22 protein-coding genes are annotated in these 23,378 nt (G+C 60.0%); 6 read left to right on the top strand and 16 right to left on the bottom strand.

Annotated elements, in window-relative coordinates; all coding sequences use genetic code 11:
* Positions 1-250 precede the first annotated feature (250 nt).
* Entirely contained in the window at positions 251-538 is a 288-nt protein-coding gene (locus RBH10_RS01005) for a hypothetical protein (protein WP_004430950.1), read from the bottom strand.
* Between the two features lie 271 nt (positions 539-809).
* Between RBH10_RS01005 and RBH10_RS01010 the strand changes: the two genes are divergently transcribed.
* The 3 genes from RBH10_RS01010 (at position 810) to RBH10_RS01020 (ending at position 3,786) form a co-directional block, all read left to right on the top strand.
* Complete coding sequence (locus RBH10_RS01010; protein WP_281039290.1) at positions 810-1,988, top strand: hypothetical protein; 1,179 nt, start codon at positions 810-812, stop codon at positions 1,986-1,988.
* Positions 1,989-2,089: 101 nt separating this feature from the next.
* Positions 2,090-2,731 carry a DUF1007 family protein gene (locus tag RBH10_RS01015; RefSeq protein WP_281039291.1) on the top strand — a complete coding sequence of 214 codons (642 nt, stop codon included), beginning with the start codon at positions 2,090-2,092 and terminating at the stop codon, positions 2,729-2,731.
* Positions 2,725-3,786: a nickel/cobalt transporter gene (locus RBH10_RS01020; RefSeq protein ID WP_281039292.1), complete on the top strand. Its 1,062-nt coding sequence runs from the start codon at positions 2,725-2,727 to the stop codon at positions 3,784-3,786. Before RBH10_RS01015 ends, RBH10_RS01020 begins: the two co-directional genes overlap by 7 nt.
* Here RBH10_RS01020 and RBH10_RS01025 read toward each other — a convergent pair.
* From RBH10_RS01025 to RBH10_RS01040, 4 genes are all read right to left on the bottom strand, one after another.
* Positions 3,783-4,028, bottom strand: coding sequence for a hypothetical protein (locus RBH10_RS01025; protein WP_281039293.1), 246 nt, complete (start codon positions 4,026-4,028; stop codon positions 3,783-3,785). The genes RBH10_RS01020 and RBH10_RS01025 overlap by 4 nt on opposite strands.
* Positions 4,015-4,707 carry a GNAT family N-acetyltransferase gene (locus RBH10_RS01030; RefSeq protein ID WP_281039294.1) on the bottom strand — a complete coding sequence of 231 codons (693 nt, stop codon included), beginning with the start codon at positions 4,705-4,707 and terminating at the stop codon, positions 4,015-4,017. Before RBH10_RS01030 ends, RBH10_RS01025 begins: the two co-directional genes overlap by 14 nt.
* Before the next feature lie 313 nt (positions 4,708-5,020).
* Positions 5,021-5,716 carry a tellurite resistance TerB family protein gene (locus tag RBH10_RS01035; protein ID WP_281039295.1) on the bottom strand — a complete coding sequence of 232 codons (696 nt, stop codon included), beginning with the start codon at positions 5,714-5,716 and terminating at the stop codon, positions 5,021-5,023.
* Positions 5,717-5,824: 108 nt separating this feature from the next.
* Positions 5,825-6,463 carry a 2-dehydro-3-deoxy-phosphogluconate aldolase gene (locus RBH10_RS01040; protein WP_045022410.1) on the bottom strand — a complete coding sequence of 213 codons (639 nt, stop codon included), beginning with the start codon at positions 6,461-6,463 and terminating at the stop codon, positions 5,825-5,827.
* A gap of 171 nt (positions 6,464-6,634) precedes the next feature.
* On the opposite strand from RBH10_RS01040, the gene RBH10_RS01045 reads away from it, so the two are divergent.
* The 3 genes from RBH10_RS01045 to RBH10_RS01055 all read left to right on the top strand — a co-directional run bounded on the left by RBH10_RS01045 (position 6,635) and on the right by RBH10_RS01055 (position 9,234).
* Positions 6,635-7,123: a CYTH domain-containing protein gene (locus RBH10_RS01045; protein WP_045022411.1), complete on the top strand. Its 489-nt coding sequence runs from the start codon at positions 6,635-6,637 to the stop codon at positions 7,121-7,123.
* Positions 7,107-8,015 (top strand): CHAD domain-containing protein, encoded by a 909-nt coding sequence (locus RBH10_RS01050; RefSeq protein WP_281039296.1) that lies wholly within the window; start codon positions 7,107-7,109, stop codon positions 8,013-8,015. The genes RBH10_RS01045 and RBH10_RS01050 overlap by 17 nt, the downstream gene beginning before the upstream one ends.
* Before the next feature lie 274 nt (positions 8,016-8,289).
* A complete protein-coding gene (locus RBH10_RS01055) occupies positions 8,290-9,234 on the top strand; it encodes a rhodanese-related sulfurtransferase (protein WP_281039297.1) in 945 nt (314 codons plus the stop codon).
* Positions 9,235-9,254: 20 nt separating this feature from the next.
* On the opposite strand, the gene RBH10_RS01060 is transcribed toward RBH10_RS01055, so the two are convergent.
* The 11 genes from RBH10_RS01060 to RBH10_RS01110 form a co-directional block, all read right to left on the bottom strand.
* Entirely contained in the window at positions 9,255-10,442 is a 1,188-nt protein-coding gene (locus tag RBH10_RS01060; RefSeq protein ID WP_281039298.1) for an alginate lyase family protein, read from the bottom strand.
* Between the two features lie 85 nt (positions 10,443-10,527).
* Positions 10,528-12,771, bottom strand: coding sequence for a bifunctional diguanylate cyclase/phosphodiesterase (locus RBH10_RS01065; RefSeq protein WP_281039299.1), 2,244 nt, complete (start codon positions 12,769-12,771; stop codon positions 10,528-10,530).
* A 213-nt stretch (positions 12,772-12,984) separates the two neighbouring features.
* Entirely contained in the window at positions 12,985-13,764 is a 780-nt protein-coding gene (locus RBH10_RS01070; protein ID WP_045022419.1) for a MetQ/NlpA family ABC transporter substrate-binding protein, read from the bottom strand.
* A 48-nt stretch (positions 13,765-13,812) separates the two neighbouring features.
* Positions 13,813-14,481, bottom strand: a complete 669-nt coding sequence (locus RBH10_RS01075) for a methionine ABC transporter permease (RefSeq protein ID WP_045022420.1) — start codon at positions 14,479-14,481, stop codon at positions 13,813-13,815.
* Positions 14,471-15,511 (bottom strand): methionine ABC transporter ATP-binding protein, encoded by a 1,041-nt coding sequence (locus tag RBH10_RS01080; protein ID WP_372339775.1) that lies wholly within the window; start codon positions 15,509-15,511, stop codon positions 14,471-14,473. Before RBH10_RS01080 ends, RBH10_RS01075 begins: the two co-directional genes overlap by 11 nt.
* Positions 15,512-15,887: 376 nt before the next feature.
* Complete coding sequence (locus tag RBH10_RS01085) at positions 15,888-16,517, bottom strand: NAD(P)H-dependent oxidoreductase (protein ID WP_045022424.1); 630 nt, start codon at positions 16,515-16,517, stop codon at positions 15,888-15,890.
* Positions 16,518-16,822: 305 nt separating this feature from the next.
* On the bottom strand, positions 16,823-18,202 hold the full coding sequence (locus RBH10_RS01090; protein ID WP_281039301.1) for a GH1 family beta-glucosidase: 1,380 nt from the start codon (positions 18,200-18,202) through the stop codon (positions 16,823-16,825).
* A 148-nt stretch (positions 18,203-18,350) separates the two neighbouring features.
* Positions 18,351-18,530 (bottom strand): hypothetical protein, encoded by a 180-nt coding sequence (locus tag RBH10_RS01095; RefSeq protein ID WP_306180366.1) that lies wholly within the window; start codon positions 18,528-18,530, stop codon positions 18,351-18,353.
* 436 nt (positions 18,531-18,966) lie between these two features.
* The gene (gene xylA / locus RBH10_RS01100) at positions 18,967-20,277 is read right to left on the bottom strand and encodes a xylose isomerase (RefSeq protein WP_281039302.1); all 1,311 of its coding nucleotides are present in this window, start codon (positions 20,275-20,277) and stop codon (positions 18,967-18,969) included.
* 240 nt (positions 20,278-20,517) lie between these two features.
* Positions 20,518-21,972: a xylulokinase gene (gene xylB, locus RBH10_RS01105; protein WP_281039328.1), complete on the bottom strand. Its 1,455-nt coding sequence runs from the start codon at positions 21,970-21,972 to the stop codon at positions 20,518-20,520.
* A gap of 47 nt (positions 21,973-22,019) precedes the next feature.
* A complete protein-coding gene (locus RBH10_RS01110; RefSeq protein ID WP_281039303.1) occupies positions 22,020-23,042 on the bottom strand; it encodes a LacI family DNA-binding transcriptional regulator in 1,023 nt (340 codons plus the stop codon).
* Positions 23,043-23,378 lie beyond the last annotated feature (336 nt).

The following is a 23,378-nucleotide window of genomic DNA, read 5'->3' on the forward strand; positions in this document are numbered from 1 at the left end:
GCTGGGAGGACGTGAAACCCACCATCACACCAAAACGGCCTGCTATTCAAGCCTGCTCGCAGTTTGATTTCCCGAGAAGGCGAAACAAAAAAAGGGGGCCCAATGACCCCCTTTCAGTCGTGCGATGCGCCGTTTGTTCTGGCCGGGAGCACCGTGTGTCATACACGCGGTAGCTGGAGGACTGCTCCCTACTTATATCCTACGCGCATCGTTTCCGTCAGAAATCCCTGTCGATCTCCGATCCGGACGATTAGTGGCGGCGCTTCTTGCCGCCGTCATTCTTGTTGTCGATGACATCGACGGAGGTCTTGTTGCCGTTCAGGAGCCCGTTCAGGATACCGGTCTTGTTGCCGTTCAGAATCCCGTTATTGGACAGGATACCGCTGACACCCAGATCGATGCTCGGCGACACGACGACGAGTGCGCCGCCCTTGTTGCTGTTTCCGGACAGGATGCCGCCCAGAAGACCGCCAGCATTGGCCTGACCAACGGAAGCGACAGTAAGAACAGCGGCTATGCAAGCAAACTTAGCAATCATTTCTCTCTCCTCTTATGTTTGATCACGCCCTCTGGCGTAGTCGAACTGTATATTTAGAGGATTCTAATTCAAGCAAAGCCTAATATTACAATAAACAATTAACGCTAATACTGGTGATTTTAATAAAATTTTACGTAATTGGCACAATCCAGTTCCCACGGAAACTTCACGAAATGCGCCATGACTTCCCATAGCCACAGTAAAATTCGCCCTGAAACTTTGTTAACCATCCAACTATAAGATATTGCTTAATTAGCAACCGGAGATGCGAATGCGGCTGGGGGGATACATCGCGCTTGTTCTTGGGCTTGCCTGCGCCTCTGCTGCGCGGGCGGCGGAAAGCGCCGATGAACACAATATCACCTACAAGACCGGCATTGGCTACGACACCAATTATTTCGGCGATACCAACCGCCTGAACGCAATTTCGCTGCGCGCCGGCTTCGGGCTTAATGGAAAATTCGTACTTGATGGCGCGGAGCTGCGTTATTCGCTCGATCACGAGGAGGTTCGCCTCCCCCGTTACCGTTTTGCCAATGAACACAACACCATTGCCAGCCTGGGGTTGACCACGCGCCTGTCGGAACGGCTGGAATGGGCCGTGGAACTGCGTGGCACACGCAGCGATGCCGGTGATATCTTCCTGCATCTGCCGGAAGAAGACATCGGCTACCGGCGGCTGGACCACAAGCTGGAGGCATCGACCCAGCTCGGCATCCTTGCTCTTGGTGGTAAGAACACGCTGACGGCGAGCTATGCCAGCCTGATGAAAGGCAAGGCGCGTTTCCGTCCGGCCTATTTCGAGCCCACCCGACTGGAGGCCAATGAAGCGCTTTTATCGCTGAAGGCAGAACATGTGCGGCCGCTGGCCGGCGGCGAGGCCGGGCTGACAATCGCCTATGACCGCGTCGTCGTGCCGGAAAGCCAGCAGGTGAAATACGAGCGTTTCCCCGCCAGTACGTTGCGCGGCTCAATTGCCTACGGCTACAAGTTCTCCGAACGTTTCGCTGTTCTGGCCGAAGCGGGCCTGACGACCATTTCCGGCGACGAGATCAGCGACAAGGTGAAGCGCACCCGACCCTATCTCAGGGCAGAGGCCGAGGTGAAGGCCACCGACCGCATCGCCTTCGGCGCGGGCTTCTCGCAGGATTATGCGCTTTTCGACCCCGATGACCCCATTGCCGAGTTCCACCGTCGCTGGCAGTTCGTGGTGAAAAGCAAGCTCACCGACAAGGTCGGGCTGGACCTTGCGCTGCAGCGTGTCCACAAGGACTGGATCTATTACAATTACGATACCAGCGAGCGCAGGCTGGTGGCCACCCTGTCCTTCGATACCGGCAAGAACAGCAAGCTGGAGGTGGAATTCAACCGCCTTTTGCATGGCGAGCGTGACGCCGACCTCGCCTATAGCGGCTCCAGCGTCACCTCGCGTTTCACCGGCACCTTCTGAAACACCCAGCGCCATTACGAAAGCGGGCATCAGGTCGAAATTCGGTCCCAATTTCTGCTAGGATCGGGCCTTCGAGATTCGAAGGCAGGACAGACCGGATAATGAACAGACGACTTTTGCTCCTTGCGGCTGGCCTGACCTCCATTCCCGTTGCCGCTGCGGCACATCCGCATATCTTCGCCGAAGCACGCATGGAAATCGTCGAGGGGCCGAACGGCACCATCCAGGAGGTGCGCAACATCTGGCGGTTCGACGAAATGTTCTCGGCAAGTGTGGTGATGGATTACGACAAGAACGGCGATCTGAAGCTCGACAAGACCGAGCTCGCCGAAATCGGCAATACCGTGCGGGATTCACTGGCCGAATATTCCTATTACACCTTCATCACCGCCAACGGAAAACAGGTGGATTTCGCAAAGCCGGACACCATTCATGTGGACTACAAGGACAAGCAGATCCTGATGTTCTTTTCCGTCAAGCCAACCACGCCGCTTTCCATCAAGGGCAAATTGAGCTTCGGCGCGTGGGATCCGACCATGTATACGGCAATCGATTTTGCGAAAGACGGCGATCTGGCGACCGTCGGCAAGGATCTCGCCGCCTGCAAGCACCATGTCGTGCGCCCCGACCCGGACGAAGTGATCTCGCAAAACCAGACCTCGCTCACCGACGCCTTCTTCAACGACCCGACCGGCACCGACATGACCAAGCTCTTCGCCACCCGGCTGGAGGTGACATGCTGAACCGCTCCGGCCGACTGGCCGAACATCTGACCATCGCCGCACTCTGCCTGCTGACCGTGGCGGGCGCTGCCCACGCGCAATCACCGCTCGGCATCGGCTCGGCCGAGCCGTCCTTCGTCATTGGCGGACCATTCGCACCGCTGATGCAATGGATCAACGTGCACCAGCAGATGTTCTACCGGGCGCTGACCGGCGCCCTGAAAGCCATGCGCGAGGACAACTGGGCGATGGCATCGCTGGTCGGCCTTTCCTTCGCTTATGGCGTCTTCCATGCCGCTGGCCCCGGCCACGGCAAGGCGGTCATCTCCTCCTACATGATCGCCAATGAAACGCAGCTGAAACGCGGCATTCTCATTTCCTTCATTTCCGCACTCATTCAGGGCGCAATGGCCATCGGCCTCGTTGCCGCGGCCTGGCTCGTGTTGCGCGGCACCTCCATCACCATGACAAAGGCCACGCAGGCGATGGAGATTGCCAGTTTCGCCATGGTGGCGCTGTTCGGCGCATGGCTTCTGCTGCGCAAGCTCTGGTCGTTGCGCATCCGGCGTGTGCCGGTTGCCGTCTTCGCAACGACAGGAGAAGCCACAGCGGTCAGAACCACCGGCATGGGCACGGGGCTGAGGTTTCAGGGCAAACCGGTTTTTGCCGACCACGACCATAATGGAACGGGCGACCTTTGCGTCTCCTGCGGAAAATCGCATGCGCCGGATCCGCAACTGCTGAAGGGCAAAAATTTCAGCCTGCACGAAGCATGGTCGGCCATCATCGCGGTTGGCCTCCGGCCCTGCTCCGGCGCCATCATCGTCATGAGCTTTGCACTTTTGAATGGAATTTTTCTCGGCGGCGTGCTCTCGGTGCTCGCCATGTCGCTCGGCACCGCCATCACCGTCTCCCTGCTTGCCATCATGGCCGTCTCGGCCAAGGGTCTTGCCGTGCGCTTCGCCGGCCCCGGAAGCCGCAAGGCGGCGGGCATCAGCCACGCGATCGAGATCGCCGGTGCGCTGTTCGTGCTGCTGATGGGCCTGATGCTGCTTGGTGCGTCGCTTCAGTTCTAACCGTCGCGGCGGCGCTGATAACGGGCGCGCAGCCAGAACAGCAGGAAAAAGCACAACACCACGACAGAGCCGAAAGCCGCCGCAAGCCAGGGCGAATAATTCCCCAGCCACAGCATGATTTTCGGCATGATGTAAAACACCAGACCGAAGCCGATGATGATGGCGACGGCGGCAATGGCCGGCGACAGGTCCTTCTTCCCGGACGTCGGCTTTTCAGGTGCTGGCTTTTCAGGCGCGGGCATCGGCAAGCTCCGCGCGGATATCCTCAAGCTTGCGCTTCTGCGCGCCATCGGCGCCGAAATTCTCCGGCGACAGCCAGATTTCAAACGCCTTGCCGATCAAAGGCCATTCGCCGTCGATCATGGAAAACCACGCCGTATCGCGGTTCTGGCCCTTCGAGATCATGTGCTGGCGGAAGACGCCCTCGAAGGTGAAACCATAACGTTTCGCCGTGATCTTGGAGGGCTCGTTTTCATTGTGGCATTTCCACTCGTAGCGGCGGTAACCCAGATCCTCGAAAACATGTTTCGCCATCAGGTAATGCGCTTCGGTCGAAAGCGGCGAGCGCTTCATCTTGGCGCCATGGGCAACGGAACCAACCTCGACCACACCGTTGGCGGGATCAGGCCGCATGTAGCTCGCCATGCCGACAATATCGCCGGTGGCGTTTTCAACGAAGACCAACGTCACCCAGTTGAGCTTCTGCCCGGCACCCACCAGCCAGTCGCCAAAGGCGTCGGCATCGGCAAAGCTGCTCAGCGGGAAATATTTAAGAAGCGCATTCGTCCCCTCGCCGCCAAGGGCGGTCCAGAGCCTTTCAAGATGTCTACCGCGATCAAACGGCTCCGCCGTAACGTAACGGCCCTTCAGCGTCACCGGCTGCGGCGCCGGACATCCCCTAAAATCACTCAGATCGCGCATTCTCTTCCCCATTGTCTGGGAGAAGGATTAGGCCATGCAGGGCGGGATGACAACCGGGAAGTGGGGCATTGCGCGGTCGTCTGTGGGTGGGGGTTACGTCTTGGTGGGTGTGGCCTACCGGGTTGGTGGGTGCGGCTTACCCCCCTCTGCCCTGCCGGGCATCTCCCCCTCAAGGGGGGAGATCAGCAGGAAGCGCCACCGTCACTTTATTCTCAGACATTGAGATGGGCAAAACATCGCCTCGGGTCGATCTCCCCCCTTGAGGGGGGAGATGCCCGGCAGGGCAGAGGGGGTGAGCCACACGCTCAAACCCTCAAACCTTCGCCGCAACCACCGTCGCCTCGATGTGATCAACCAGCGCATCCGGCAACCCCAGACGCCCGGCAAGAAGATCGAGATAGCCGCGCTCCGCCCGCGTATCGGCCTCGATGGCAAGGCGCGAGGCGGTGTAGATTTCCACTTTCTGCTCTTCCGTGCGGGCGGCGGCCACCAGCGCGTCGATATCGAGCGGATCGGCCAGTTCCTTGTCGAGGAAGCGTTCGGCCTCCGTATCGAGACCGGAAATCTGCACCTTTTCCATGATGTTGGCGCGCTCCTTCTCGTCGATATGGCCGTCAGCCTTGGCTGCGGCAATCATCGCCTGAATGAGTTTCAGCGCAAAATCGTTGGAAAGGGCGGCAGATTGCGGGTGAAAAGCGGAATCGGCAGGCGGGGCCAGAAGCTCCGGCTCGGGTTTCGGCGCGGCTTCCGGTGCCTGCCCGGATTTGTAGTTCTTGTAAGCGAGATAACCGAGACCGGCGATTGCAGCGACACCGCCGATGGTGGCGACATTACCGGCCAGCTTGCGGCCCGTCTTGGTGCCCAGAATGGCGGCGGCGAGCGCGCCGGCCTTCAGGGGATTGTTTTTGGCGATATCGGCGGCCTGCCCGGCTCTGTCACGGACGCTTCCCGAAAGGCCCGGCACCTGTGAGCCGAGGAATTGTTCAAGAAGCTTCTTGGCGTCGAACATCAAAATCTCCTGTAAGGGTCAAATTTACAGGGGAGATAGGAAGCCGCGGCCGGAATACAAATGACAAACCCGCTCACGCCTTCGTGAACGGGTTTGAAGACGTGCAGATCAGCCGCGCAGTGCGGCGGCTTCGGCAGCGAGCTTGGTGATGCCGGCCCAGTCACCGGTTGCCACCAGTTCGCGCGGGGCAACCCAGGAGCCACCAACGCAGACGACGTTCGGCAACGACAGATAATCATTGGCGTTCTTGAGCGAGACGCTGCCGGTCGGGCAGAACAGCGTGCCGGCAAGCGGCGAAGACAGTGCCTTGAGGTAAGGCGCGCCGCCGGCCTGTTCCGCCGGGAAGAACTTCAGCACCTTGTAACCCTCGTCACGCAGCGCCATGACTTCGCTTGCGGTGGCGGCACCCGGAAGCAACGGCACCTTGGAAGCGCGTGCGGCTTCCAGCACGCTTTTGTTGATGCCGGGGCTGACGATGAAGGTGGAACCCGCCTCGGCAGCCGCCTCGAAATCCTTCGCGTTGAGGATGGTGCCAGCGCCGACATGGGCGCCTTCCACTTCCGCTGCAACCGCGCGGATGGCGTCGAGCGCTGCCGGCGTGCGCATGGTGATCTCGATCGCCTTCAGGCCGCCTGCGACCAAAGCGCGCGCCAAATGCACGGCGGAAGCGGCATCATCCACGATCAGCACCGGCACGACCGGCTGAAGTTTGAGAATGGAGAGCAGTTTTTCGGAATCCTGGGCCAAGATAAGCTTCCTTACACGATTGAAACGATTGAAATCCCGTTTACCGATTAGCCTGCCCCGGCTTTGATGTCGAGGCATGGCGGGGCCATTTTTTATCCAGATACTTCAATCAATTCGCTTCTTCAAAGCATCCTCTTGCGATAATCTGGCGCCCCAGTTTGCGGAGTCAGCATGGCCAAGGAAATTGAACGGAAGTTTCTTGTTGCAGGCGGTGAATGGCGTAATGAAGTAACGCATAGCATGGCTTTCCGGCAGGCATATGTCGCCTCGCTGGAAAATCGCTCAGTCAGGGTAAGGATCGTCAATGGGCGTGACGCGACACTGACCATCAAGATCGGCGCAAGCGCACTTGTTCGCGACGAATATGAATATTCCATCCCACTGGAAGACGCGGAAGAACTGATGGCCAGCGCGCCGGGCGTGGTGATCGAAAAGACGCGCCACACCGTCGATCATGGCGGCTTCACCTGGGAGGTCGATGTTTTCGAGGGCCGATATCAGGGGCTGATCGTGGCGGAGGTGGAGATGGACGACGAAAACGCCAATCCCGACCTGCCCTCCTGGCTCGGCAAAGAGGTTACGGGCGACCGGCGCTTTTCCAACCAGTCGCTCGCCATGGACTGTCCGCACGGAGACTTGACGGATGCCCTTCAGGATTGATCCGAAACAACCCTTCGACGATGAAATCCGCCGTGCCGGGCTGGAATTGATCGAAGACGCAATAACGATCCTTCGCGACCAGCCTTCCGGCTCGCATGAGGCGGTGCACGATGCCCGCAAGCGGTTCAAGCGGCTGCGCGCGCTCTACCGCCTCATCCGCCAGGCCGCGCCCGAGTTCAGCCGCGAGGAAAATGCCCGCTTTCGCGATATCACCCGCTCGCTCGCCTTTGCGCGCGAAGCGACGGCGCTGGTGGAAACGGCGGATTATCTCGAGCCTTTTGCGCTTTCCACTGCGCAGGGCAAGGCGCTGCGGTCAATCTCGACAATCCTGCGCAAGCGCCGCGACCACGCCATCGAACATGAGGCGGGTCTCGAAGACGCCATCTCAGCCGCCATTGCCGGCTGCGAGGAAGGGCGCGAGAGGCTGAAGGCCGTGTCGCTGCCGGACGACCTGAAAAACACAACGAGGCTGTTGAAGTCCGGCTGGGCGAAGCAGAGGAAAAGGGCACGCCAGGCGCTGGCCGATTGCCATGACCAGGCCGACGTCGAACATTTCCATGAATTGCGCAAATCCGGGCAGGCCTACTGGATGCATCTCGGCCTTCTGCGCCGCCTCTGGCCTTCGGCGATGCGCGCCAAGCGGGCCGACACCAAACGGCTGGTCGATATTCTCGGCCACGAGCACGATCTTTCCGCCCTCGCCGCCTTCGCGGATCGGGAGCCGGAGCGTTTCGGCAATGGCGAGCGGCTGGCTCTGCTTCTCGATGCAATCATCCAGAGACAGCAGACGCTGCGCGCAGAAGGCCTTGAACTGGCAAACGAAGTCTTCTCCGAATCCGCCGGCACGGAAAGCCGCATCGTCGGCCTTTTGTGGCGACAGGCGGCAAAGTAGGCGGGAAGGCGGCGGAGGGAACGTACCGCCACTCGACGTCATCCTCGGGCTTGTCCCGAGGATCTGCAACGGTTCGATTTTGTGCGGCGTGATTAGATCCTTGGGACAAGCCCACGGATGACGGAAGAGGGGTTTTGCGGTCTAACCAACGCGGATTTAAGTGACGAACCGCCCCACCTCTTGCTCCCTTTGTCCGATACTTGACGATTTTCAAAATACCGGCAGCGACGGATAAATATTGATTTGCGTCCGCCGCCGCTGTATTTCAGCGCCCATGACCGACACCACCATTCTCCCCCGCCCGGAAGCCACTGGCGATTTCCTTGTGGCTGCGCTTTATCATTTCGCCCGCCTGCCGCGGTTTGAAAGCCTGCGCGATCAGCTGTTCCAGCTCTGCCAGGAAAACGGCGTCAAGGGCACGCTGCTGCTGGCGGCTGAAGGCATCAACGGCACCATTGCCGGGCCGGATGCGGGCGTGCGCACTGTGCTCGCCTTCCTGCGCGCGCAGCCGGAATTCGCCGCGCTGGAGCACAAGGAAAGCCGGGCGTCGAACATGCCTTTCGTGCGCATGAAGGTGAAGCTCAAGAAAGAGATCGTCACCATGGGCGTGCCGGACATCGATCCGAACCGCATCGTCGGCACCTATGTCGATCCGCGTGACTGGAACGGGCTGATCTCCGACCCTGATACCATCGTCATCGATACGCGCAACGACTACGAGACCGCGATCGGCCTTTTCAAGGGCGCGGTGGACCCGAAGACCAAGACCTTCCGCGAGTTTCCCGACTGGGTGAAAAACAATCCCGGCCTGCATAACAAGCCGAAGATCGCCATGTATTGCACCGGTGGCATCCGCTGCGAAAAGGCCACAGCCTTCATGAAGGAACAGGGCTTCGACGAAGTCTATCACCTCAAGGGCGGCATCCTCAAATATCTGGAGGAAGTGCCGGAAGAGGAGAGCCTGTGGGAAGGCGCCTGTTTCGTATTCGACGAGCGCGTCTCTGTTGTCCACGGCCTTGCCGAAGGCGACCACAAGCTCTGCCACGCCTGCCGCAACCCGATCACGCCCGAGGTGAGGTTATCGCCGCTGTTCGAAGAAGGTGTTTCCTGCCCGAGCTGCTACGATGATCGCACGGAAGAGGACCGCCAGCGATTCCGCGACCGGCAGCAGCAGATCGAACTGGCAAAGAAGCGCGGCGAGCGGCATCTGGGTCGTTAAAGCCGCCGACGGACGCTTTCCTATCTCAGAGTATAGGTAAGCGTTCCGTAACCGAGCTGGTCAAAGCCGCCGCTGTTTGGGCCATAGTTTCCGCCGCCGCCTTCCGGGCGCGTTACCTTGGCCGCCATCGTCAGATAGGGCGCATCAAGGCCTTTCAGAACGACATAGTGGTTATAGAACAGCTCCCAGACCGGGCGCTCGCCGCCACGCCCCTGGCTCGAAATGACGTTCTGGGTAACATCGCTGTTGCTATAAGGCGTGTAGGGAACGTCACCACCCTGATTATATTTCGCGATGTATTCGATGCCCTTCAGCACGCGGTTGTCTTCGTAACCGAAGAGGTCATCATGCTGGTTCCAGGCCATCTGGCAGAATGCACCTAACAGCGCGACATTAAGTGTGTTGTGCCCCTGATCGCGGCCGCTTTCCTGCGTCTGCCCCAATCCGCCCGGATAGAGTTTCCACACGACATGGTCGATGGCGCCATTGCCATTACCGTGTTTGAAATAATCGACCGCCTCGTTGTAGATGTCGCGCCGGTCGGTGAGAATGCCGATTGCAAGCATCGAATCCATGTTGGCCAGATCCCAGTTGGCCCAGTAGTGATCGATCTTGGCGCCGTTATGCCTGACCAGAAAATCGTGGTTCATCGGATAAAATACCGTGAGCATCATCGCTTTGAAACGATCGACGTTCTGGGCCGGCCATTTCTGGTAGCCGCGCATGATCTCGGCCACGTCGGCAAGCTGGTAACCGTAGATGCCCGAGGCAAGAAACTTGTCGGACGTGCCGCCAATTCCCACCAGTTTTGTCGACCAGGCATCAAGGATGGCAACGGCCTTATCGGCATAGGCATCGTCACCGCTGATCTTCCAGCGCAAGGCGAGCGCATAGGCGGCTGCCGTGTCGTTGAACAGTGCGGAATAGTTTTCCGGGTGGGTTCCATCCGCTCCACGGTAAAGCATTTCCACGGGATGCGGCGTCCAGTTCAACGATGCATGTGGGTTCCTGGTCAGAACATCCCAGTCATCCGTCCAGGGCTGCGCTTTCTCAGCGATCCTGGTTTTCATCCGCGCAAAATCGGCCTGGCTATGCAGGGCGCCCGGATGGATGAAAGCGTTAGAAGCTGCCTGGGCGGTATTGGCGCCAATCGCGATCACGCTGACCGTGGCGACAAGAGCGCAGATGCGTCTGAATGAAAACTTCAATTGACCGACTCCCTATGACGCGGCGAGTGGATCACAGTCACTTAAAAAGGCGATTTTATGGGTACGTGACCTGAACGGCGGCCGCTTACGCCCCTGCCCGGAGCGCAAACAGAGGTGCCGTCTGCTCCTCCAGCATGGCGGTGATCGCTTCGGCAGCGATCGGTTTTGAGAACAGGTAACCCTGCAATTCATCGCAGCCACACAGATGCAGGATGGCCGCCTGTTCTTCCGTCTCAATGCCTTCCGCCGTAACCGGAATACCGAGCGATTTCGCCAGCGCCACGGTTGCCTGCAGCATTTCCAGCGACCGCCCGCCCTGCTCGAGCGCCATGACCAGCGACCGGTCGATCTTCATGCGGTCGAAACCGAAGCGGCGCAGATATCCGACACTGGCGAAACCGGCACCGAAATCGTCGAGCGCTATGTGCAGGCCAAGTTGTTTCAGCTTGTCGATCGCCGCGCTTGCCCGCTCCGGATGCTGGATGAAATAACCCTCCGTCATTTCCAGCCGCAACCTTGCGGTCGGCGTCTGTGTGGCGGCGAGAATATCCGATACGTGGCCGGAAAATGCCGGATTGCGGAGCTGAACGGGTGAAATATTCACGGAAAGTTTGATGGAGGGCCATTGTCCCGCGGTCTCGCAGGCCTTGCGCAGCACCAGAAGGCCGAGCCTGTCGATAAGGCCGCTGGTTTCGGCAGCCGCAATGAAGATATCCGGCGGCACGAAGCCGTATCCCGGCCTTTGCCAGCGGGCAAGCGCCTCCACCCCGGTGATGCAACGCGTGGCGGCGCTGACGACGGGCTGGTAGACTACCGATATCTCGTCATTCAGAATGGCATAACGCAGATCGGCTTCGAGCTGCAGCTTTTCCTCGCGCAGCGCATCCATTTTCAGTTCGTAAGCGACATAACGCCCGCGCCCGTTTTCCTTGGCCTGATACATGGCCATATCGGCGCGGCGCAGCAGTTCCTCGCCGTTGATGTCGCCGGCTCGGGAAACGGAGGTGCCGATACTGCAGCCTATGCTCGCTACCCGCTCGCCGATGCTGAAAGGCTCGGTGAACAGTTCGAGCAGCGCCTGACAAAGCTTGCGGCCCTCCGACCAGACGTCGTTGCCCTGAATGGCGATGGCGAACTCGTCGCCGCCCAGCCGCGCAAGCACCGCATCTTCCGGCACCAGCACCCGGAGCGCCGCCGCCACGCCCTTGATCAGTCGGTCACCGGCAGCATGACCGTAGGCATCGTTGATTTCCTTGAAGCCATCAAGATCGAGATAAAGCAGCTTGATATCGGTCTTGTCGTGTCGGGCCTTGCCGACCATGCGGTTCAGCTTGGAAAACAGACCGGCGCGATTGGAAAGCCCGCTCAGACGATCGCGCAGCGCCTCTTCCCTGGCTGCCGCCTCATCGGCCTTCAGCCGGTCGAGCGTGGCCGAACCGATGATGAGAAGGACGAGAAAAAACGTGCCGGCAATGCCGAGAGCTGTAAAGACGATCGGCCGCGCCTCATGGAAGCTGACGTCTCCCGGCAGGTGCGAGCGCCAGACTAGCCGCGCCAGCACATCGCCAAGCGGACTGACGATATCCACATGGTTGGTCGCCGGGCCGTCGCCATATTGCAGTTCCAGACCCTCTATGACGTAGTTGCGGGCAAGCTTGTCCACCGTCACCTGTTTGAGATGGCGGGCGAAAATCAGATAGCGCCGCTCGGAACCCACCGGCGGCAATTCGCCGGATTTGAGCCGCACCAGCGCAACGCCTGCGGCAGCGATGCCCTCACGGGTCTCGATGAAACCCGTAACCTGCGACGTGATGCCGGGACGCATGGAACGCACCCGTTCGATCATCTCGTTCAGGCCACTCCCGAAATAGGCATCGGGCTTCCATGTAACCGGCTTGCCGTCCTGGTAGGCTATCTGGACCTTGTTGGTCTCATCGATGACGACGGCGGTATCGAAAAGATCGCTGTTGACCGTCATCTCGCCATAATTGCTTGCCACCCAGTCGAACCTGTCGGGGGCATAGACATACTCGGCGGCATCGTCCCAGGCGGCGTAATCGTTGAGCGTCGCGCCAAGCTGGTCGCGAAAGGTGACGAGAGCGCCCGCCGTCGTCTCGCGTGAGCGGGCATTGTCGAGCGAGTTCGCCCTTTCCCTGACCTGGCTGAGGGCGGACAAAACCAGCGCGGTGACGATGAGAAGCACCAGCGCAAAGGTGGACAATACGACGCCCACGGCGGTTCTACGCCCGACCGGCAAATATTCCCCAATGTTTCGCGGCGCAATCCGCATAAAATCCCCTTCGAAAGCATCATCTTGCGAAGGAAACATTCAAAAGCCGTTAAGTTGGATTGTGTCAGCGCCCCAAAAAACAACGGGTATAAAACGACAGTCCGGGTGAAAACCCGAAAAATCCTTCCCCAAAATGGTGGGGGATTTTCATGAAAGACGGGATGCGCCCTCTCCGCAAACAAAAAACCTCCCCCGCGAACGGGAGAGGCCAAAGCTTTTGCCGTGACTGGCGAGATTACCGGGACGGCCTGATTACCAGGACGGAATGACCGTGCCGTTGTACTTTTCCAGAATGAAGGCCTTCACTTCCGGGCTATGGTAGGATTCAACCAGCGTCTTCACCCACGGCTTGTCCTTGTCCTGTGCACGAACGGCGATGACATTCGCATAAGGAGACTTTTCGCTTTCGATGGCGATCGCATCCTTCTTGGGGTTCAGGCCCGCTGCCGTGGCATAGTTGGTGTTGATGACCGAAGCGTCGGTATCGTCAAGCGAGCGCGGCAGCTGGGCAGCGTCAAGCTCGACGATCTGGATGTTCTTCGGGTTTTCGGTGATGTCGGCAGGCGTCACCTTCAGGCCGGCCTCTTCCTTGACCTTGATAACGCCCTTGGAAGCGAGAACCAGAAGCGCACGGCCGCCATTGGTCGGGTCGTTCGGAATACCGACGGTCGCGCCGTCCTTCAGTTCGTCAAGGTTCTTCACCTTTTTCGAATAAACACCCATCGGGGTGGTGATGGTGGTGCCGACGCTGACGAGATCGAACTTGCGGTCGGCGATCTGGTTGTCGAGGTAAGGCTGATGCTGGAAGGAATTGGCCTGAAGCTCGCCATCATTCAGCGCCTGGTTCGGTACGACATAGTCGGAGAATTCGATGATATCGAGGTCCAGTCCCTTGGCAGCCGCGATCTTCTTGACCTGTTCCATGATCTGCGCGTGTTCGGCGGGCGTGACACCGATCTTGATGGTTTCAGCAAGTGCCTGACCTGCCGTGAACAGGGCGGCGAGCGAAGCCGCGAGGATGATTTTCTTCATGGGTGTCTCCTTGGGTTGTATGCTTTTTGATTGGGTAGAATGCGAATGTCAGTTCTTGCGGGTGCGCTTGTCGAAGCCGCGGGCGAGCCTGTCGCCGGCGCTCTGCACCAGCTGCACCAGCACGATGAGCACCAGAACCACGACCAGCATCACGTCAGGCATGAAGCGCTGGTAACCGTAGCGGATGCCGAGGTCACCCAGCCCGCCGCCGCCGACAGCACCGACCATGGCCGAATAACCGATGAGGCTGACGAGCGTGAGCGTCAGCGCCAGTGTGATGCCGGGCTTTGCTTCGGCCAGCAGAACCTTGGTAACGATCTGCAGCGGGGTGGCGCCCATGGCGCGCGCGGCTTCGATCAGACCCTTGTCCACTTCGCGGATCGCCGCCTCCACCAGCCGCGCAATAAAGGGCACGGTGGCAACCGTCAGCGGCACGATGGCCGCATTGGTGCCGATGGAGGTGCCTGCCACCAGCCGCGTGAAGGGAATGATCGCCACCACCAGAATGATGAAGGGCGTGGAGCGCGCCGCATTAACGACGAGACCGAGGATACGGTTCGTCATCGGCGCGGGGAACAGCTCGCCCTTGCCGCTGGTGGCGAGGAAAACGCCCATCGGCACGCCGATGATAGAACCGACAATGCCGGCGACCGCGACCATGTGCAGCGTTTGCAGAAGGCCCTTCGACAGAAGGTTGAAAAGCATATCAGGCGACATAACCGAGCACCTCCGTGTGAAGACCGGTTTCGGTATAAAAGCGTCCGGCGCGCGCGGTGATTTCCGCTGTCGCCGGATAGGAGACGACCAGCGAGCCGAAAGGTTCGCCGGAGATTTCCTCAATGGTGCCGGCAAGGATATTCACGTCAGGGCCGATTTCGGCGACAAGCCGGGCAGTCAACGGCTGGAAGGCCGTTTCACCAAAGAACACCAGCCGCACGAGAACGCGGTCGCCTTCCGTGGCTTCCGGCTTCAGGCCGAACGTGACCCAATGCGGCAGCTTCACCCCGACCGAAGACGACAGCAGGCTGCGGGTCGTCTCGTGTTTCGGCGCCGTGAAGATATCGAAGGTGCGGCCTTCCTCAACAATCAGGCCCCTGTCGATGACGGCGACCTGCGAGGCGATGGTCTTCACCACTTCCATCTCGTGGGTGATGAGCAGCACGGTCAGTCCGAGTTCGGCGTTGATCCGCTTCAGAAGCTCGAGGATGGATTGCGTCGTCTCCGGATCGAGCGCGGAAGTCGCTTCGTCGGACAACAGCAGCTTCGGTTGCGTGGCAAGCGCGCGGGCGATGCCGACACGCTGCTTCTGCCCGCCCGACAGTTCCGCCGGATAACGCTTCGCCTTATCGGAAAGGCCGACGAGTTCGAGCAGCGGGGTTACCCTCGCCTCGATCTCCTTTTTGCCGAGACCGGCGATTTCAAGCGGCAGCGCCACATTGTCGAAAGCGGTGCGCGACGACAGGAGATTGAAATGCTGGAAGATCATGCCAACGGAACGGCGCAGGGTCCGCAGGCTCTTTTCATCAAGGGCTGCGACATCGACGCCATCGACGACCACCCGGCCGGAGGACGGTTTTTCAAGGCCGTTGGCGAGGCGGATGAGGGTGGATTTGCCCGCACCCGAACGGCCGATAATGCCGGTGATGGAGCCCTTAGGCACGACATAATCAATGCCGGCAAGGGCTGCAAAGCCCGGCTTGCCATCGGCACCGCCAAAGGTCTTGGTCACGCCTTCGAACGTGACCATCGGGTCATTGGTCGGGGCCGCCCGTTCAGGGGCCGCTTGTGGCCGGGTCGCGGGCGACGCCGCGTTGGATTGAAAACTCATTGAAAACTCTGGGAAAGCGCGTGACTGATCGGGTCTCAAAAAATCCTGTTGCGGTGCTGAACCGCTCTCTTCATGCAGCCTTCTGGCACATTCGATGACAGCTGATTTTCCGGGTCATTTCGTCAGGCTTTCACTCAGAAATGCCGGGGATCGGCAATTCGATGGCGCATACTTGCCCGCACGCGCCACCTTTTAACAGGGATGATTTTTCAATTATCTGAAATCAGAGAAAAAATCTACCGCAAAGCCGTCTGGGCGGCCCTGCGGCAGTCAAGATTTCGCGATGGTATGAAAATCAGACGCGGCTGACGAATTCTTCAAGCGGGCGGCGGACCTTCTTCAGGTTCACCAGCCAGTCGCCTTCCGGCTCGCGGTATCCGAGCGGCAGGATGGTGACGGAGCGCAGGCCCTTTTCGCGCAGGCCGAGGATTTCATCCAGCTTTGCCGGGTCGAAACCTTCCATCGGGGTGGAATCCACGCCCTCGAAGGCCGCCTGCGCAACAGCCATGCCAAAGCCGATATAGGCCTGACGGGCGGCATGTTCGAAATTCACTGCCGCATCGCGCTGCGGATAGGAGGAGAGAAGCATCTTGCGATAGGCTTCCCAGCCCTCGTTCTTGATGCCGCGCTCTTCGTTGACCAGATCGAACATATGGTTGATCCGCTCCTCGGTGTAGTTATCCCACGCCGCAAACACCAGAAGATGCGAACCTTCGGTGACCTGCGCCTGGTTCCACGCGATCTCGCGGATCTTTGCGCGCACTTCCGGATCGGTGACGACGATCACCTCGAACGGCTGCAGGCCGCTGGAGGTGGGCGCAAGCCGCGCCGCCTCGACGATGCGCTCGACCTTGTCTTCCGCCACAGTCTTGGAAGGGTCCATTTTCTTGGTGGCATAACGCCAGTTGAGTTTTTCGATAAGCATGTTCGTTTTCCCTGGGAGGATCAGCCCGCACCGCCCGATGGGGCAGCGGCAGGCGCTACGCCGTCGTAGCCCGCCTGACATAGGAGACAGGATGGCAGACGCAAGCGGTCACCGCAGGGTAACTGGCAAAAAAGTCAGGAAAACTGATAATAATGCTTCCAAACCTTTCTTCCTGCGCCGTGGCGGCCTTAGCCTTGACTCGAGAACCACAATTTCAACGCTTGTGGATCCTCGCCTCAAGGGCGAGGATGACGGAGGAAAGGTTGAATGCGTTTATAGCAGTCTCAACTGCCGATTTCGCCTGCTTACGGTTTTGGTGATCCGTGATTGCCCTTGGGAAAACCCGACGCCAGCGCGCTGTACCATTTGCCACTGTTCTTCAACGTGCGGACCTGCGTTTCGTAATCCACATGCACAAGGCCGAAGCGCATTCGGTAACCCTCGGCCCATTCGAAGTTGTCCATAAGGCTCCAGGCGAAATAACCGCGCATCGGATAACCGTCCCTGATGAGATCGGCAAGGATGCCGAGATGTTCGGCGTAATAATCGAGCCGCGGCTGGTCATCCACCACGCCGTTTTCGACACCCATATTGTAGCAGGCGCCGTTTTCGGTGATGTAGCAATCCGGCAGGTCGTAACGCTTGTAGAGGTCTTCCACCAGCGACTTGAGCGCCGGCGCGTAGACTTCCCAGCCGATATCGGTCTTCACATCGCTGACGGCCGGGGCTGGTTTGGTGGCGGGGAATTCCGCACCCTCGGTGGCGTCGTCCGCAACGCGCATCGGCGTATAATAATTCAGGCCCCACCAGTCGAGCTTCTGGCTGATGATGGACAGGTCTTCTGCCTCCACCACCGGCATGCGTGAACCAAGCGCTTCCATCATCTCCACCGGATATTCACCCTTGAAGACCGGATCGAAAAAAGCGCCGTTGTGGAACTGGAATGCCCGCTCGGCGGCCTTGAGGTCGGCGTCACTGTCGGAGGCCGGGATGACGGAATGGGCGTTCAGCACCAGCCCGACCGGCACCTTGGGTGCGACGTGGCGTGATGCCTCAACGCCGAAACCGTGGGCGAGATTGATGTGGTGCATGGCCGCAAGCGCCGCCTCCATATTGCGTTCGCCCGGCGCGTGAATGCCGTAGAGATGGCTGAGCCACACCGCACACCAGGGCTCGTTGAAGGTCGCAACAGCATCCAGCCGGTCGCCCAGCCGTGCCATGACGGTCTTGGCATAACGCTGGAAGGCATGCGCGGTGGAGCGCGATGCCCAGCCGCCATCGCCCATCAATGTCAGCGGCAGATCCCAATGGTAAAGCGTCGCATAGGTCTTGATGCCGCGCGCCTTGCAGCCATCAACGAGGCGGTCGTAAAAATCCAGCCCCTTCTCGTTGATCGGCCCGAATCCGTCAGGAATGATGCGCGGCCAGGAGATGGAGAAACGATAGGCCTCGACACCCATTTCCTTGATGAGATCGAGATCATCCTCCCAGCGATTATAGTGGTCGCAGGCAACATCGCCATTATGGCGCCCAAAGACATGGCCCGGCATGTTGCAGAAGGCATCCCAGATGGATGGCTTGCGGCCGTCAACCTTCGTGGAGCCTTCAATCTGGAAGGAGGCGGTTGCAACGCCGAACAGGAAATCGCCGGGGAAACGGGCTGCAAGCGCTTTATGATCGGTCATCGGAGAGGCCCTTTCGTCATCCATCGAGCGTCAAAATATGGGGAGCGGTTTAGACCATGTCGGCAATGAGGTACAGCCACGGCGCGCAAAATCTGCAACGTTTCAGCAAAGCGGTTAAGATATCCAAAGCGCTTTAGGTACACAAAAGTCACCGCAGCGGTTTCACGGCGGCGGGAGGAACGGCAGCCCGGCAGATGCGGGTGGCAGTTGATGTGTGGTGGAAAGTCTTGCATTTGCCGGGCTGCATCTTGTCCGACCGGAATGCCGGTCGCGTCAGTGACTGCTTTTTCACGACACCTACCGGATCGGCCCTTCCCGCTGCTGGCATTGCGGGACGCCTTTCCGGAACACGGTCTGCCAGAACCATGCTTGTCGATGCCGGCCACCGGTCCGCGAAAGACGCCGCGCGTATCGCCCTTCCATTCCGGTTGCAGGAGAGATGATGCGGCGGAATGGGTGGGCGGGGATATGTGGGGAGATGTTTTTCGGTAAGTGACTGGAGAGGAAGGATGTGCGGTAAGAAATTATCCACACCTTTGGATGGCTAACGGGGAACAAGCCCCCTCATCCGGCCCCTCGCGCCTGCCCTCTTCCACGCTCGACGTCATCCTCGGGCTTGTCCCGAGGACCCACAACCCGCTGAACCATGGATCCCCGGGGCAAGCCCGAGGATGACGTCGAGTATGTTGAGACAAAATAACCAAACCGAAACGACGAAAGCGGGAGATGGTCCCCCGCTTTCTCTTTTAGAACGCATGACCCGATCAAACGTAGCGATTGACGACGTTTTCGAGATATTCCTGACGACCGGACTTCGGCTCGGGGTTGATGTCCTGACGTTCGACCAGCGCTGCGATTTCTTCGAGCTTCAGCTCGCCGCGCAGCATCTTCTGGGCTTCGGCCGAATCCCACTTAGCGTAACGCTCGGAAAGCGGCTTCGACAGCGCGCCGTCCTCGATCATCTTCGCCGCTGCCTTAAGGCCGCGGGCGCAGCAATCCATGCCGCCGATATGGCCGATCAGCAGGTCCTGCGGATCGAGCGACTGGCGACGCAGCTTGGAGTCGAAGTTGGTGCCGCCATTCTTGAAGCCGCCACCGGCCAGAACGTGATAATAGGCAAGCGCCATTTCCGGTACGTTGTTGGGGAACTGGTCGGTATCCCAGCCGGACTGGTAGTCGTTGCGGTTCATGTCGATGGAGCCGAAGATGCCGAAGGCATTCGCCATGGCCAGTTCGTGCTCGAAGGAGTGGCCGGCGAGAATGGCGTGGCCCTGCTCGATGTTGACCTTCACTTCCTTATCGAGACCGTTCTTCTGCAGGAAGGCATAAACGGTTGCGACATCGTAGTCGTACTGGTGCTTGGTCGGCTCCTGCGGCTTCGGCTCGATCAGGATCGTGCCTTCAAAACCGATCTTGTATTTGTATTCCACCACCAGATTGAGGAAGCGGCCAAGCTGGTCCAGCTCGCGCGAAAGATCGGTGTTGAGCAGCGTTTCGTAACCTTCACGACCGCCCCACAAAACATAGTTGGCGCCGCCAAGCTTCTTGGTGGCGTCCATGCAGGTCTTGACCGTCGCGGCCGAGAACGCGAAGACATCCGGGTCCGGATTGGTCGCGGCACCCGACATGAAGCGGCGGTTGGAGAACAGGTTCGCCGTGCCCCACAGAAGTTTCACGCCGGTATCGGCCTGCTTCTGCGCGAAATAATCGACGATCTCGTTGAGGTTCTTGGTGTTTTCGGCAAAGTTATTGCCTTCCGGGCGCACATCCGCGTCATGGAAGCAATAGAACGGCGAACCGAGCAGCGAGAAGAATTCGAAAGCGACATCAGCCTTCAGCTTGGCGGCCTGCATGGTGTCTTCGAACCACGGACGCTGGAACGTCTGCCCACCGAAGGGGTCACCGCCCGGCCAGGTGAAGGTGTGCCAATAAGCCACGGCAAAGCGGAGGTGTTCCTCCATGCGCTTTCCGGCCACGATCTCATCAGGGTTATAATGGCGGAAGGCAAGCGGGTTGGTGCTTTCTGGGCCTTCATATTTGATCTTGGCGATATCGCCGAAAAAACCTGTACTCATGGGTGGTCCTCCTCTGGGATGGGTTTAGGTGGTGTTCAAAAATTCGAGGTCTGCGCGGGCCGCTTACCCCCCCTCTGTCCTGCCGGACATCTCCCCCACAAGGAGGGAGATCAGCAAGATGCGCTCAATCGCTTCGACCGCGACCTCACAGGAGGACGTGACGTAGCCGCTTGTCGATCTCCCCCCTTGTGGGGGAGATGCCCGGCAGGGTAGAGGGGGGTGAACGGCGCACGCAAAACCTCAATGTGAAAGCGGCCGAATGGCCGGATAAAGCGCGTGGTAACGCCGATAGGCGGCCTCATAGGCATCACCAAGCGCCGCCACCGGCTCGATGGTGCGCGCCGTTTCCGGCTGCGTGCACACCGCAACCGGATCAGCCCCCGTTGCGGCGATGAGGCCGAGGCGGGCGGCGCCGAAGGCAGCACCAAAATCACCTTCCGCCGGAATATCCACCGGCACGCCGAGCGAAGTCGCAATCGAGGCCAGCCAATAGGCCGAGCGCGAGCCACCGCCGATGGCGGTGACGCGGGAAATGGAGGTGCCGGCCGATTTCAACGCTTCGAGATTGTCGCGGATTGCAAAGGTGACGCCTTCCAGCACCGCCTGCGTCAGCGCCTTGCGGTCGCTTTCATGGGAAAGGCCGATGAAGGAGCCGCGAATGGCCGCGTCATTATGCGGTGTGCGCTCGCCCGAAAGATAGGGCGCGAACGTCACACCGCTCGGCGCCAGCAGTTCATCGCCGAGTTCGCCGGTCAGTTCGGCAGCGGATTTGCCGGTAAGGCGCGAATACCAGTTGAGCGCATCGGTGGCGGAAAGGATGACACCCATCTGGTGCCAGGTGTTGGGCAGCGCGTGGCAGAAAGCATGCACGGCGCTTTCCGGCTTCGGCAGATAGGAAGCGTTGGCGGCAAAAAGCACGCCTGACGTGCCGAGAGAAACGAAGGCGTGGCCTTCCTTCACCGTACCCATGCCGCAGGCGGAAGCGGCATTGTCGCCGGCACCGCCAGCAACCACTGTCCTGCCCGTTATGCCCCATTCGGCGGCCAGTTCGGCACGCAGCACGCCTGCCTCGTCAGTGCCTTCCACCAGCGACGGCATGTGTTTTTCGTCAAGGCCGGTCGCGGCCAGAAGCTCGGCCGACCATTTGCGCGCGCCGGTATCGAGCCAGGAGGTGCCGGCGGAGTCCGACATCTCCGAGATATATTCGCCGGTCAGCCACAACCGCAGATAATCCTTCGGTAACAGCACCTTGGCGACCTTGGCGAATACATCAGGTTCGTTCTTGGCCACCCAGGCGAGTTTCGGCGCGGTGAAGCCGGGGAACACGATGTTGCCGGTGAGTTTGCGGAAGCGCGGATCGGCGTCCAGCGCTGCAGCTTCCGCATAAGAGCGCGTATCGTTCCAGAGAATGCACGGGCGCAGCACCTTGCCGGCAGCGTCGATCAGCGTCGCGCCATGCATCTGGCCGGAAAGGCCGATGCCCTTCACGGCAGCAAGCTCCTTGGGGAACTTCTGCTTCAGTCCGGCAATTGCGGTCTGCGTGGCGGCAATCCAGTCAGCCGGGTCCTGTTCCGACCAGCCATGATGCGGACGCGAGACTTCCAGCGAGCCGTTGGCCGAGCCGACGATCTTCTGGTCGCCGTCCATCAGCAGGGCTTTGACGCCGGATGTTCCAAGATCGAGACCGAGATACATGTAATTCTCCATTCCGGCGCTCCATGCGCCACTTCAGCAGGCTTGTCTCAGGGCAGATTGTCCCTGAGGAATATGTCGATACGGATACGCTCCTGCGCGGCGATGACGGCGAGGCCATCGGCGCGCGCTTTCAGCACGCGGATGGCGCTGCGCACCTCATGGCCGGCATCCTGATTGAGTACGGCATCAAGCACCCCTTCCCGGAGCGCATTGGCGGTGTTCTCGGTCAGTTCATGGGCAATGACGGAAATCGGCTTTTCACCGGATGAAGTCCTCAGCGCCCGGATGAGGCCGCGATTACCGGCGCCGAGACTGTAGATGCCGGAAAGCGCAGCGTTGCCCAGTGCCTTGGCGACCAGCGCCTCGACGGTGACGGGATCGTCCCGGCCTTCGAGGACGGGCAAAAGCCGCAGGTCCGGAAATTCGTTTTCGATAACGGAGCGGAAGCCGTCGAGGCGCTCGCGATGGTCGCGCACCAGCATGGAACCGGCGACAACCGCGATATCGCCGCCGCGCGCCGACAGGAAACGGCCCATGAGGCTCGCCGCCGTGCGCCCGGCCGCAACGTTGTCGACACCGGCATAATGGTCGCGTCGCGAACCGGAGAGATCGGACACCAGCGTGACGGTGGCGATGCCGTCTTCGGCCAGCCGGTCGGCGGCCTCAGCCACATCTTCCGAATCGATGGCGACGAAAGCGACGCCGGACGGCCTTTCCCGCCGCGCGACTTCCAGCGCCTCAGTCAGCGCCGCGGCATTGAAGGGCGGCACCTCGATGATGCGGATTGCCGTGCGCTCCAGATGGGCGCGGGCGGCTGCGGCCCGCACCTCGGCACGCAGCGTCGCCATGAAGGAATTGTCGTTGCCGGGAAGGATGAAGACCAGTGAATAATTGCGGCCCTTGGCAAGGTTGGCGGCCGCGATATCGCGCACATAACCAAGCTCGGCAATCGCCGCCTCCACGCGTGCGCGGGTGGCCGCATGGACGCCGGGGCGCATGTTCAGCACCCGGTCGATGGTGGCGAGACTAACGCCCGCCCGCTCGGCAATATCGTGAACTGTAGGCTTCATGTTTCCTCCCTCAAACTTTGCATATCCAGCTTTTTCGTCGCCGTAAACCGAAAAATGATGTACGTACCTCATATTTCTTCAAAAGCCGGGAGCCTCGATCGGGAGCAGTTCTTCCAACGACGTTGCGGCGTGTTTCTTCTCCCCGCCGGGGAGAAGGTGGCCGAAGGGCGGGATGAGGGGGCTCCCTCACCGAATACCGCTACCCTCGCCCCCTCATCCCGCTGCCGCAACCTTCTCCCCGACGGGGAGAAGAAACGGGCCGCATCCGCTCGGCCCATATGCAACGGCCCGGCGTGGCGGGCGGTCAAAAAAAAAGGGGCCGTCATTTCCGACGGC

This window comes from Rhizobium sp. AN73 (assembly GCF_030757975.1).
In the GTDB taxonomy this organism is placed as follows: domain Bacteria; phylum Pseudomonadota; class Alphaproteobacteria; order Rhizobiales; family Rhizobiaceae; genus Agrobacterium; species Agrobacterium arsenijevicii.

Excerpts from the sequence above, each read along its gene's own strand:
- RBH10_RS01005 (WP_004430950.1), bottom strand. The coding sequence starts at position 538 with ATGATTGCTAAGTTTGCTTGCATAGCCGCTGTTCTTACTGTCGCTTCC.
- RBH10_RS01010 (WP_281039290.1), top strand. The coding sequence starts at position 810 with ATGCGGCTGGGGGGATACATCGCGCTTGTTCTTGGGCTTGCCTGCGCC.
- RBH10_RS01015 (WP_281039291.1), top strand. The coding sequence starts at position 2,090 with ATGAACAGACGACTTTTGCTCCTTGCGGCTGGCCTGACCTCCATTCCC.
- RBH10_RS01020 (WP_281039292.1), top strand. The coding sequence starts at position 2,725 with ATGCTGAACCGCTCCGGCCGACTGGCCGAACATCTGACCATCGCCGCA.
- RBH10_RS01025 (WP_281039293.1), bottom strand. The coding sequence starts at position 4,028 with ATGCCCGCGCCTGAAAAGCCAGCACCTGAAAAGCCGACGTCCGGGAAG.
- RBH10_RS01030 (WP_281039294.1), bottom strand. The coding sequence starts at position 4,707 with ATGCGCGATCTGAGTGATTTTAGGGGATGTCCGGCGCCGCAGCCGGTG.
- RBH10_RS01035 (WP_281039295.1), bottom strand. The coding sequence starts at position 5,716 with ATGTTCGACGCCAAGAAGCTTCTTGAACAATTCCTCGGCTCACAGGTG.
- RBH10_RS01045 (WP_045022411.1), top strand. The coding sequence starts at position 6,635 with ATGGCCAAGGAAATTGAACGGAAGTTTCTTGTTGCAGGCGGTGAATGG.
- RBH10_RS01050 (WP_281039296.1), top strand. The coding sequence starts at position 7,107 with ATGCCCTTCAGGATTGATCCGAAACAACCCTTCGACGATGAAATCCGC.
- RBH10_RS01055 (WP_281039297.1), top strand. The coding sequence starts at position 8,290 with ATGACCGACACCACCATTCTCCCCCGCCCGGAAGCCACTGGCGATTTC.
- RBH10_RS01065 (WP_281039299.1), bottom strand. The coding sequence starts at position 12,771 with ATGTTTCCTTCGCAAGATGATGCTTTCGAAGGGGATTTTATGCGGATT.
- RBH10_RS01070 (WP_045022419.1), bottom strand. The coding sequence starts at position 13,764 with ATGAAGAAAATCATCCTCGCGGCTTCGCTCGCCGCCCTGTTCACGGCA.
- RBH10_RS01075 (WP_045022420.1), bottom strand. The coding sequence starts at position 14,481 with ATGTCGCCTGATATGCTTTTCAACCTTCTGTCGAAGGGCCTTCTGCAA.
- RBH10_RS01080 (WP_372339775.1), bottom strand. The coding sequence starts at position 15,511 with ATGGTCACGTTCGAAGGCGTGACCAAGACCTTTGGCGGTGCCGATGGC.
- RBH10_RS01085 (WP_045022424.1), bottom strand. The coding sequence starts at position 16,517 with ATGCTTATCGAAAAACTCAACTGGCGTTATGCCACCAAGAAAATGGAC.
- RBH10_RS01090 (WP_281039301.1), bottom strand. The coding sequence starts at position 18,202 with ATGACCGATCATAAAGCGCTTGCAGCCCGTTTCCCCGGCGATTTCCTG.
- RBH10_RS01095 (WP_306180366.1), bottom strand. The coding sequence starts at position 18,530 with ATGCCAGCAGCGGGAAGGGCCGATCCGGTAGGTGTCGTGAAAAAGCAG.
- xylA (WP_281039302.1), bottom strand. The coding sequence starts at position 20,277 with ATGAGTACAGGTTTTTTCGGCGATATCGCCAAGATCAAATATGAAGGC.
- xylB (WP_281039328.1), bottom strand. The coding sequence starts at position 21,972 with ATGTATCTCGGTCTCGATCTTGGAACATCCGGCGTCAAAGCCCTGCTG.
- RBH10_RS01110 (WP_281039303.1), bottom strand. The coding sequence starts at position 23,042 with ATGAAGCCTACAGTTCACGATATTGCCGAGCGGGCGGGCGTTAGTCTC.